The 10,000-nt window shown below is 61.8% G+C and carries 11 protein-coding genes; 4 read left to right on the top strand and 7 right to left on the bottom strand.

The genetic code is table 11. The features are described 5' to 3' along the window. Positions 1-189 precede the first annotated feature (189 nt). From LDL37_RS02420 to pbpC, 3 genes are read left to right on the top strand one after another with little or no spacing between them, the layout of a single operon-like run. Entirely contained in the window at positions 190-441 is a 252-nt protein-coding gene (locus LDL37_RS02420; protein WP_290793785.1) for an AbrB/MazE/SpoVT family DNA-binding domain-containing protein, read from the top strand. Continuing rightward, complete coding sequence (locus tag LDL37_RS02415; protein ID WP_290793782.1) at positions 438-833, top strand: type II toxin-antitoxin system VapC family toxin; 396 nt, start codon at positions 438-440, stop codon at positions 831-833. Before LDL37_RS02420 ends, LDL37_RS02415 begins: the two co-directional genes overlap by 4 nt. A gap of 11 nt (positions 834-844) precedes the next feature. Further along, positions 845-2,923 carry a penicillin-binding protein 1C gene (pbpC, locus tag LDL37_RS02410; RefSeq protein ID WP_290793779.1) on the top strand — a complete coding sequence of 693 codons (2,079 nt, stop codon included), beginning with the start codon at positions 845-847 and terminating at the stop codon, positions 2,921-2,923. On the opposite strand, the gene LDL37_RS02405 is transcribed toward pbpC, so the two are convergent. The 3 genes from LDL37_RS02405 to LDL37_RS02395 all read right to left on the bottom strand — a co-directional run bounded on the left by LDL37_RS02405 (position 2,920) and on the right by LDL37_RS02395 (position 6,653). Further along, positions 2,920-3,585 (bottom strand): outer-membrane lipoprotein carrier protein LolA, encoded by a 666-nt coding sequence (locus tag LDL37_RS02405; protein ID WP_290793776.1) that lies wholly within the window; start codon positions 3,583-3,585, stop codon positions 2,920-2,922. The two genes, pbpC and LDL37_RS02405, sit on opposite strands and share 4 nt — an antisense overlap. Before the next feature lie 129 nt (positions 3,586-3,714). After that, positions 3,715-4,086 carry a RidA family protein gene (locus LDL37_RS02400; protein WP_290793774.1) on the bottom strand — a complete coding sequence of 124 codons (372 nt, stop codon included), beginning with the start codon at positions 4,084-4,086 and terminating at the stop codon, positions 3,715-3,717. An 83-nt stretch (positions 4,087-4,169) separates the two neighbouring features. Next, positions 4,170-6,653, bottom strand: coding sequence for a DNA translocase FtsK (locus LDL37_RS02395; RefSeq protein WP_290793770.1), 2,484 nt, complete (start codon positions 6,651-6,653; stop codon positions 4,170-4,172). A gap of 187 nt (positions 6,654-6,840) precedes the next feature. Here LDL37_RS02395 and LDL37_RS02390 point away from each other — a divergent pair, with 187 nt between their 5' ends. Next, the gene (locus LDL37_RS02390; RefSeq protein ID WP_290793767.1) at positions 6,841-7,116 is read left to right on the top strand and encodes a hypothetical protein; all 276 of its coding nucleotides are present in this window, start codon (positions 6,841-6,843) and stop codon (positions 7,114-7,116) included. 237 nt (positions 7,117-7,353) lie between these two features. On the opposite strand, the gene LDL37_RS02385 is transcribed toward LDL37_RS02390, so the two are convergent. From LDL37_RS02385 to LDL37_RS02370, 4 genes are all read right to left on the bottom strand, one after another. Continuing rightward, positions 7,354-7,965: a LysE family translocator gene (locus tag LDL37_RS02385; protein WP_290793765.1), complete on the bottom strand. Its 612-nt coding sequence runs from the start codon at positions 7,963-7,965 to the stop codon at positions 7,354-7,356. Positions 7,966-8,068: 103 nt separating this feature from the next. Next, the gene (locus tag LDL37_RS02380) at positions 8,069-8,842 is read right to left on the bottom strand and encodes a metallophosphoesterase (RefSeq protein WP_290793762.1); all 774 of its coding nucleotides are present in this window, start codon (positions 8,840-8,842) and stop codon (positions 8,069-8,071) included. Further along, positions 8,843-9,751, bottom strand: a complete 909-nt coding sequence (locus LDL37_RS02375; protein ID WP_232037039.1) for a diacylglycerol kinase family protein — start codon at positions 9,749-9,751, stop codon at positions 8,843-8,845. It abuts the gene before it with no gap. Positions 9,752-9,842: 91 nt separating this feature from the next. Then, positions 9,843-10,000: thioredoxin domain-containing protein (locus tag LDL37_RS02370; RefSeq protein ID WP_290793787.1), on the bottom strand; the 158-nt coding region annotated here is incomplete at its 5' end.

Here is a 10,000-nt window from a genome sequence, read left to right as displayed (position 1 = left end):
GCATATGTGGCACGCGCCGTGACGCCGGGTGACTACTACCTGCCGGGCGTCGAGGTGAAGGACCTCTATCGCCACGATCTCTATGCACGCACGGCGGGCGGGCGTCTGACGGTGGCCCCGCGATAAGCCCATTGCAAGGCTGTTTGATTGTAATGCAATTTTGCATTACAATCTGCGGCGAGGTGTGACATGACGACATTAACGGTAACCTCACGCGGGCAGGTGACCTTCCGCAAAGAGGTGCTTCAGCATCTGGGCATTCGACCGGGTGAACAGATTGAGCTTGATCTTCTGCCGGATGGCCGTGGGGTGATCCGGGCGGCCAGACCGGCGGGCTCGATTACAGGCTTTATTGGCCTGCTGTCGGGCCGCACCAACAAGATCGCCTCGCTTGAGGAGATGGACGCCGCCGCCGCCGCTGGCTGGGCCGGTGAGGAATGAAGATCAGCGTTGATACCAATATATTGGTACGCGCGGTCGTTCGCGATGACCCGGTACAGGGTGATCTGGCGGCGAAGCTTTTGACCGAAGCCTCACTTATTGCCATCGCCCTGCCTTGTCTGTGTGAATTCGTCTGGGTGCTGCGTCGGGTCTATGGCTTCGGGACACAAGATATCGCCGCAGCCATTGAGGCGCTAATGTCCACCGCGCATGTGGAGGTCAACCGTCCGGCGGTCGAAGCGGGGCTGGCAGTCCTGAGGGCCGGGGGCGATTTTGCCGATGGCGTTATCGCTTTTGAAGGGGCGTGGCTGGGGGGAGAGACGTTTGTGTCTTTTGACCACAAAGCCGTTGCCTTGCTTTCGGCGCAAGGCGTCGCCGCGAGGCAGCCGTGAAGATTGATGGGATGGACCGGCTGATCCCCCGTCTGATCAAACCCCTGATCGGCTTTGTGGCCTTTCAGGTGGCGGTTTGTGTCGCTGATCTGGCCCTGCCGCCTGATCTGACGCGCGCCAAAGCCGCCTCGGCGGTGGCGCTGGATCACAATGGCGCGTGGCTCAGGGCGCTGCCTGTCGAAGGGGGGACGTGGCGTATCCGTGCCGACCTCGACCGCACCGACCCCGGCTTTATCAAACACCTGCTCAAGGTCGAGGATGAGCGCTTCTGGTGGCATCAGGGGGTCGATGCCATAGCCATTGCGCGTGCTTTCGGCTCCAACCTCAGCGCGGGGGGCATCGTCTCCGGCGGCTCGACCCTGTCCATGCAGACGGCGCGATTGCTGGAGCCCAAACCCCGCAACTACCTGTCGAAGCTGATCGAGGTCTTCCGGGCGTGGCAACTGGAGGCGCGCTTTTCCAAGCGCGATATCCTGTCGCTCTATCTGACACTGGCCCCCTATGGCGGCAATCTGGAAGGGGTGCGCGCGGCCTCGCTGTCCTATTTCGGCCATGAGCCGGAAAGCCTGACTTTGGGTGAACAGGCCCTGCTGATCGCCTTGCCACAAGCGCCGGAAGCCCGCCGCCCAGACCGTCATCCGGAACGCGCCTTGCGGGCGCGCAACCTTGTGCTGGAGCGCATGGCGGCCAAGGGCGTGCTTAGTCCCGCTCAGGTGGCCGAAGCCAAAACGGAGCCTATGATCGTCAAACGTTTTGCCTTCCCGGCATTGGGTTGGCACGCGGCAGGAAGGCTGGCCTCTGAGGCCAAAGGCCTTCAGGCGACGGTGGTGACGACGCTTGATGCACCGTTGCAGGCGCGACTGGAAGCGCTGGCGCGGCAAACGGCGGTGGCACAGGGCCCGAACTCTTCGACGGCCATCCTCGTCATTGAAATCCGTTCGCGGGCCGTGCGGGCCAGCGTCGGTTCGGCGGGCCTTGACCGCACGGGCGGCTGGATCGACATGGTGCAGGCCATCCGCTCACCCGGTTCGACGCTCAAACCCTTCATCTACGGGTACGGCTTCGAAGAGGGGATCGTCGCCCCCGATACGCGCCTGATGGACGCTCCAACACGCTTTGGTGACTATCAGCCGGAAAATTTCGACAAGGTGTTCCACGGTGAGGTGTCGGCCAAGGAAGCCCTGACGCACTCGCTTAATGTGCCCGCCGTGGCGGTGCTCAATCGCATCGGGGCCGGGGCCTTTGAATCGCGTCTGCAAGGGGTGGGGGTACACCTGATCCGCCCCAAGACCGGCCTGCGCGACGCCGGTCTGGCTCTGGCACTTGGCGGTGCCGGGATCGAATTGCAGGACCTGGGGGCACTCTATGCGGCTCTGGGGGATAAGGGCCTGATGAAGCCGCTGGCCTGGACGGAAGCCGACGCCAAGGCCAATCTCAGCCGTCCCGGTCAGCGACTGATGGCCGCCGATGCGGCGTCGCGTGTCATCAGCATCCTGCGCGAAACCCCGCCGCCGGCTGGACGCCTGCCCGCGCATCTGATGAAGACGGCCAGCCGCCCGGCCTATAAGACCGGCACCTCCTACGGGTTTCGTGACGCGCTGGCGGTCGGGGTGGCGGGCGGCTATGCCGTATTGGTGTGGACGGGTCGCCCCGATGGCGGTTCGCGCGCCGATCAGACGGGGCGCGAAGCCTCCGCACCCCTGCTGTTTGATGTCTTCGATCAGATCAATGCCCCGTCGCAGGCCCCGCAAAGCCTGACCCCGGCGGCGGCCCCCGAAGCCTTAAAGGCCCTCAAACCCGCCGTGCGCGGGCCGTCCATCCTCTTCCCGCCGGATCAGGCCACCGTCTATGTCGAGGGGCAGGTGACGGGAGGCAAGCTGAGCGCCACGCGCGGGCTGAAACCCTCGGCGCGGGGCAAGGGGCCACTGAGTTGGTACGTTAATGGCCAGCCTGTTGTGGCCGATACGGAAGGCCGCGTCGAATGGCGGCCTGAGGCCGAAGGCTTTTACGAAGTCAGCGTCGTCGATGCCGACGGCGTCACCAGTCGCTCGCGCGTGCGGATCAAAGCGATTGCGCAGCCGAAACCTTAGTTCGCGCCCTTCGGCTTTCTCAGCACAAACAGGTCCGGGCGCACGGCGGCATTGCGGTCAAAGGTGACCAGCTTGACGCGCGTGCCCTTGCCCTGCTGATCCGTCACCGTCCATTCCCCCAGTTGCAGGGCATTGCCGCGCTCGATGAAGGTCATCAGGATAGAGCCTTCGACATCGCGGCGGCGGTCGCGCGCCTTCAGGCGGAAGCCGTCCGTGGTCCTCGTGACCTCAGTGACGATGACGCCCTGATCGAGGCGAATCTGCTTCGACAGAAACAGAGACAGCGGCGTGGCGTTGAGGGGGTACTGGTTAAAGGCCTTCAGACGCGGGTCCCAGGTATTGACCGTCTTGCCATCCGATACGACCAGCAGCGAATAGGGCGCATCGTACTCAAAACGGATCTTGCCGGGCCGTTGCAGCCACCAGTTACCGGCGGTGGTGCGCCCCTTGTAATCGGTTTGCTCAAAGCGTCCGCCGCCTGTCCCTAAGGATTGCAGATAGGCGACGGCGCGGTCGATGCGCCCTTGATCCTGCGCGCTGAACTTCGGCGGGGTCACGAATTGCTGGATCGTGTTACGCCCTTGCGCCCACACAGGCGCGGTGGTCAAAAGGCTGGCGGCGGTGAGGCCCGTAAGCAGGGCGCGTTTGGTAAGCTCGGTCATGATCTCTCTCATACGGTGATACGATCCGTTGAGAAAGACCCTAACCGGCTATGATGACGGGTTGAGGGCGTCAAAATGACATAAGGACCGCACATGATGGCCGTAAACTAAACCGCGGGTGAATGGGGCTTAAAGCCTTGCCACACATTCAATCTCGACCGTCGCGTCGAGCGCCAGTTCCGTGACGCCAAAGGCCGAGCACACGGGCAGGGGGTTGTCGCCAAAACAGGCCGCGAACAGCGTGTTGAAGCGCTCAATCTGTCCCATATCCGTAAGCATGACCCGCACCGAGATCAGGGCGTCCAGCCCCAGATCAAAGCGGGCCAGAGACGCCGTCACATTGGCCATCATCTGCTTCACTTCGGCTTCAAAACCGCTGGCAAGATTGCCGTCGTCGTCATCACCGATATGGCCGGACAGGTAGAGGGTGTCGCCAATACGCACAGCCTCGGAAAAGGCCGCGTCAAAGGGATAGGCAAAGAAAGCAGGCTCGGTGGTCATAAACGATTTATGCCGCCTTGGGTTCGAACCTGTCCAGTCCTATCTATCGGGTGCAGGGGCTTTCCCTGACCGGCGAAGCCCATTTAAATCCCCGGCGGCGGGCCGACCAGAATGTCGCGCTTACCGACGTGGTTGGCGGGGCCGACGACGCCTTCCTGCTCCATCTTTTCCATCAGGGAGGCGGCGCGGTTATAGCCGATTTGCAGCTTCCTCTGGATGTAGGAGGTCGAAGCTTTACGGTCGATGGTGACGTAATAGACGGCCTTGTCGTAGAGGTCGTCGCCCGAACCGCCGCCTTCGCCGCCAAAGCCGCCGGACTCGCCATCGCCGTCATCGTCGCCACCGGCGGTGATGTCTTCGAGGTAGTTGGGAGAACCTTGCGAGCGCAGATATTCGGCCACGGCCTCGACCTCGGAGTCGGCGACAAACGGCCCGTGCAGGCGGGTGATGCGCCCGCCGCCTGCCATGTACAGCATGTCGCCCTGACCGAGGAGCTGCTCGGCGCCTTGCTCACCCAGGATGGTGCGCGAGTCGATCTTGGACGTCACCTGGAAGGAGATGCGGGTCGGGAAGTTGGCCTTGATCGTGCCGGTGATGACATCGACCGACGGGCGTTGCGTGGCCATAATCAGGTGGATACCCGCGGCGCGCGCCATCTGGGCGAGGCGTTGCACCGCGCCTTCGATGTCCTTGCCTGCCACCATCATCAGATCGGCGACCTCGTCGATGATCACGACGATATAGGGCATGGGCTCCGGCACCATTTCCTCGATCTCGAAGATGGGCTGACCCGTTTCGTCAAAACCCGTCTGGACCTTGCGGATAAAGTTCTTGCCCTCGGCGGCGGTCGCCTTGGCGCGCTCATTAAAGGAGGCGACATTGCGCACGCCGATCTTCGACATGCGGCGATAGCGGTCTTCCATCTCCTTGACGACCCATTTCAGCGCCACCACGGCCTTTTTGGGGTCGGTCACGACGGGGGCGATCAGGTGCGGAATGCCGTCATAGACCGACAGTTCCAGCATCTTGGGGTCGATCATGATGAATTTGCACTGTTCCGGATCGAGCCGGTAGAGGATCGACAGGATCATGGCGTTGACGCCGACCGACTTACCCGAACCCGTGGTCCCGGCGATCAGAAGGTGCGGCATCTTGGCGAGGTCGGTGACGTAGGGTTCACCGCCGATGTTTTCCCCCAGCACCATCGGCAGGATGTGGCTCGATTTTTCAAACTCGGCCGAAGCCAGCATGTCGCGCAGATAGACCGTTTCGCGCACCGCATTGGGCAGTTCGATCCCGATGGCGTTGCGGCCCTGCACGATGGAGACGCGGCAGGAGCGCGCCGACATGTTGCGGGCAATATCGTCAGCCAGCGCCACGACGCGCGCGCCCTTCACGCCGGCGGCCGGGGCCAGCTCATAAAGCGTGACGACGGGGCCGGGGCGAATCTGGTCGATGACGCCCTTAACCCCGAATTCGGCCAGCACGCTTTCCAGCATACGGGCGTTCTGGCGCAGGGCCGCCTCGTCATAACCAGCGGCGCGCGGCTTGGGCTTGGCGAGGATGGACAGTTCGGGCAGGCGGAAATTGCCCGGCTTGAGGAATTCAAAGCTCGACTGACGCTCATCCTGTTCGCGCGCTGAGGGCTTTGGGCGCGGAACCTCCATGCGGATTTTCGGTTCCGGAGCGGCCTGACGCGGGGCCGGGGCCGACAGTTCGGATTCAGGGTCGAGATTGTCAATATCGAAGGGCGGGGCGTCTTCGTCATAGACCGGCGTGGCGGGGGCGCGGCTATTGACCACCGGTTCGGGCATGGCGTCGGGCGTGTAATCGGTCTCGTCAATGAAGGGCTGCGGCGCCTTCTGGCCGCGTTTTGCCTTGGGCGCCTTGGGCTCGCGCGTCACGGCGGCATTGACCTTTTCCGGCAGGCCAGACGCGGTCAGCGCGCCCCTGAAACCGCCCAGAACGAAACCCGCGGCGCGGACATAGCTCTCAGACGTCAGGCGCAGGGCCTGATTAAACGCCCACAAGGCGGCCGCGCCGAAGATCAGGCTGGCGATCACCTCTCCGGCGGGCAGGCGCATGAAATCGAACACGCTTTTGAGCAGGTGGTGCGTGCCCGTACCCCAAAAGCCGCCGATCGAGGGCGAATTGGCGTCGCCCAGATGCAGAGGCGCCAGCGCCGCCGCCAGCATCAGCACGAACAGGGCGCCATAAAGGCTATGGATACGCAGGGTGCGACGGCCTTCATCGGGGTCAAGCTGCATCAGACGCGTCAGACCGAACCACGTCATCAGCGCCGCCATCGGCCACGCGGCCAGCCCCAGGGATTGCAGGCCGATATCGGCAATGATCGCCCCAAAGCCGCCCAGAAAATTGTGCACGGGCTCGGCACTGGCCGTATTCCAGCTCGCGTCGGTCGCCCGATAGGAGGCATAGGCCATCAGCGAGGCCAGACCCAAAAGGCACACCAGCGCTCCGCGCAGACGCGCCATCGGCACCGAACGCCAGACATAGGTGAAACGGGACTCCAGATGATTCCAGACGAGGGCGGTAACCGTGCTCATGCGGGGCAGTCTCTAGGCTTATGGTTAAGCCCGGTTAATCGCATGCAAAGGGTTAAGACCTGTTTACGAAGACCTAAAAAAGTCATCGCCTCGCTGACGCGGCCAATCCTTATGGTGAGGCCCTACGCTCCGCCTCGATCCTTATTGGCGAAGGGCTCAGACTGGAACTTTCAAAGGAGAGCCCCGCATGATGGAACAGACCCAAATTCCGGCAGACACCGATACGGCCAACGCTATTGGTCAGGCGGCGGAAATTACGCCGGATGAGACCGATCTCAACACAGACCAAGACCTCACCGACGACGAAGGCCCTGAAGATGAAGGCCTTGAGGAAGATGAGGACAATCTGACGCCACTGGACAAGGATACAGGTGCGGACCTCGATGCCGACACGCTGAGCGGTCAGGACAATGATCGCGAATACGATGTCAGCGAAACCATCGACAAGACGACGGGGATTTGATCCCCACAGAAGTAAAGCCTGAATACAAAAAGAGGACTGCGTGACATCACACAGCCCTCTCTCTTGTCTTTAGCCGTTATGGCCTCAAAGGCGATCCGTACCCATAAGCTGGATCGTGATCCCCTTATCTGCCGTCTTCGGCCTGTGACGATTAGACATCGGATCACCTCCCTTCGCTGTTAAACCTGATCAGGAGCGTCGCACAGGGCGCATGGAAATCAAGCGAAAAGAAGCCGCTTAACGCAATAGCTCGGCGGCGCTGTGCATCAGTATGACGACAGCAATCAGGCCCAGCAGCCCGCCGACACAGACCTCGAAATATTCGCGGTTGCGACCCCGGCTTAGGAAGCGCGTCAGGGCCAGACCGCTCAGGCCATAGGTCGTCATGGTGATCACATCCATGCCGATGGCTGTGGCGGCAAAGACCGGCATCTGCGTCGTCATCGGGCGGTCGAGTGCCAGAAAAGGCGGCAGGACAGCGGTGAAGAACAGGGTGACCTTGGGGTTCAGGAACTGCACCATGAAACCGTCCTTCCACGTCGCCCACAGGCCTTCGCGCGCGATGGCGTTCGCATTTTCCGGCAGGTCCAGCTCATGCGCGCTGTGCGATTTGCGCGCCCGTATGGTCTTGACCGCGATCCACAAAAGATAGACGGCCCCGGCAACCGTCATCGCGTGAAAGACGACGGGCAGGGTGGTGATCAGAAGGTGCAAGCCGAAAGCGGCGGCCACAAACCAGATCAGGGTGGCCGTATTGATGCCGAACACCCCCATCAGAACCCTGGGTGCGGAACGTCCCAGTCCAGTGGAGATGCAGAACAGGTTGGCCGGTCCCGGCGTCATGGCCATCAGGAACATCGCCCCCAAAAGGCGGTGTATTTGGACGGATCGACGGGCAGGGCGGACAACATGCGGTCCTTATTTCGTAAATCCTGCAACTTGTCGAGAGGGGCTACACCTTGGTGTGAGTCACCGCCGACTGGGTCACAAAGCGATCGCCGCTGAGCTGGTGAAGCTCGATACGCACGCTTTTGTCGGTGAAATCCAGCAGATTGAAGCCCTGCGGTTGTTTGCGGATGCGCACCGACATGGCGGTCGAGGCGCAGACAAACAGGGTGGTGTGCCCATTCATCACGCGCGTTTCGACATAGGCATGATGCTGGTGCCCGGACAGCACGATATCGACCTTTTGCTCGCCGACGGTTTTCAGCAATTTGTCGCTGTTGAACACCGTCACATCCAGCGGAAATTCCGACGGGTTAAGCGGCGGGTGATGCACGGTCAGCACGCGCCACGGCGTCGTCGAAGCCCCAAAGAAATCGGCAATATCCTGTCTTTGACGCGCGCTGATCGAACCGTAAGCCCAGTTGAGCGCCGGCAGGATCATGCGCGCCGAATTGATGCCCTTGATATCGACCAGATCCGCGTGCAGTTCGGGCTCAAGCTCTCTGGCAATATGGTCGCGGTATCGCTTCCACGGTTGGATGAAGCGGCGCAGGTCAAGGCCCGGCAGGTCGTGATTGCCAGGAATGACAAAGGCCGGCATGGGCAAAAGTTTGAAAAAGTCCGCGGCTTCGACAAATTCAGCTACCGTCGCGTCCTGCGTGATGTCGCCGCTGGCCAGCACCAGATCGGGTTCCAGCTCGATCAGGGTGCTGATCAGGGTTTCGGTCACGCGCCGGTCGTGCGCCCCGAAGTGCAGGTCGGAAATATGGGCTATGCGCATTCAGGCCTCGCGCAACGGGATCAGCAGGGGCACGTAGCGCGCTTTGAGCTTGATCTCCAGCGGCGTCTTGAGGTCCGTCACCTCGCCATCAACCGAGACCTTTTCCTTGCGATGACGGGTCCACAGCGTCATCTGCGTCCCGGTTAGTTCGGTCAGGTCCGGGTCCGACTTCCAGTTGCCGACCAGAAGCCGCGTCAGAAAGCGCAGGTGCGAGACGCGGGTGCGGGTCGAAGCGATATAGGCCGCCAGTTCCCCGCCCTGAAGATCATTGCGTTTGAAATTGCTCTCGTCGATGCGCGTCGTATCGGCATAGCGATTGGCTGAAATCACGACGGCGGGTGAACGGAAGCGATGCAGACGCTTGCCATTCTGAAGCACGATGCGCGCATTTTTGCGCCGTTCGAAATAGTCAGCCACGAACCAGAACAGGTAGGGCACCATCAGCAGGAAGTTATTGGTGCGGTGTTGTTCGCGAAACACCGAGGCTTCGGGCATGACGCCGACGGAGGCGCAGCACAGAAACAGCTCGCCATTGATTTCACCGGCGTCGATCCGCGTTTCTGAAGCGCCTTTGGCATAGGCTTTCAGCGCCTCATCCAGCGTGTTCATCCCCAGATCGTGCGCCAGCAGGTTCATCGTGCCGAACGGCAGGATGCCAAAGGCCTTGTTCTTGCGGCTGAGGGTATCAGCGCACGAGCGCAAGGTGCCATCACCGCCGCCCACCAGAAGGGGATGCGGAGACTGAGCGAAGCGGTCGAGGGCCGCTTCCATCTCAGCGGGCTCAGCGAACAGCAGTTCGTTCACCGCCATACCACTGGCTTCAATCGCGGCGGTGATGGAGTCGTGCCCCAGGTTCAGGACCGTGCCCGCCTTGCCGTTGATCAGGATATTGTACGCTGTTGCCGCCATGTCGCTGATGTGCCGGGGGGAGTGCAAAAAAACAATGCGGGCGTGAAGCCTGCGCTCCACGCCCGCACCCTATCAGCTTTTGGCTTCAAGACTAGGCGATACCAGCTTCGGCCAGCCATTCGACCAGCTTCGACTTCGGCATGGCGCCGACCTTCATCGAGGTCATCTTGCCGTCCTTGAACAGCATCATGGTCGGGATGCCGCGCACGCCGAACTTCGACGGCGTCAGGGGGGAATCGTCGATATTGA

The organism is Asticcacaulis sp. (assembly GCF_020217185.1).
Classification (GTDB): domain Bacteria; phylum Pseudomonadota; class Alphaproteobacteria; order Caulobacterales; family Caulobacteraceae; genus Asticcacaulis.
This window is presented reverse-complemented; position numbering and strand designations above follow the sequence as displayed.

Excerpts from the sequence above, each read along its gene's own strand:
- LDL37_RS02390 (WP_290793767.1), top strand. The coding sequence starts at position 6,841 with ATGATGGAACAGACCCAAATTCCGGCAGACACCGATACGGCCAACGCT.
- pbpC (WP_290793779.1), top strand. The coding sequence starts at position 845 with ATGGACCGGCTGATCCCCCGTCTGATCAAACCCCTGATCGGCTTTGTG.
- LDL37_RS02405 (WP_290793776.1), bottom strand. The coding sequence starts at position 3,585 with ATGACCGAGCTTACCAAACGCGCCCTGCTTACGGGCCTCACCGCCGCC.
- LDL37_RS02385 (WP_290793765.1), bottom strand. The coding sequence starts at position 7,965 with ATGGCCATGACGCCGGGACCGGCCAACCTGTTCTGCATCTCCACTGGA.
- LDL37_RS02400 (WP_290793774.1), bottom strand. The coding sequence starts at position 4,086 with ATGACCACCGAGCCTGCTTTCTTTGCCTATCCCTTTGACGCGGCCTTT.
- LDL37_RS02395 (WP_290793770.1), bottom strand. The coding sequence starts at position 6,653 with ATGAGCACGGTTACCGCCCTCGTCTGGAATCATCTGGAGTCCCGTTTC.
- LDL37_RS02380 (WP_290793762.1), bottom strand. The coding sequence starts at position 8,842 with ATGCGCATAGCCCATATTTCCGACCTGCACTTCGGGGCGCACGACCGG.
- LDL37_RS02375 (WP_232037039.1), bottom strand. The coding sequence starts at position 9,751 with ATGGCGGCAACAGCGTACAATATCCTGATCAACGGCAAGGCGGGCACG.
- LDL37_RS02420 (WP_290793785.1), top strand. The coding sequence starts at position 190 with ATGACGACATTAACGGTAACCTCACGCGGGCAGGTGACCTTCCGCAAA.
- LDL37_RS02415 (WP_290793782.1), top strand. The coding sequence starts at position 438 with ATGAAGATCAGCGTTGATACCAATATATTGGTACGCGCGGTCGTTCGC.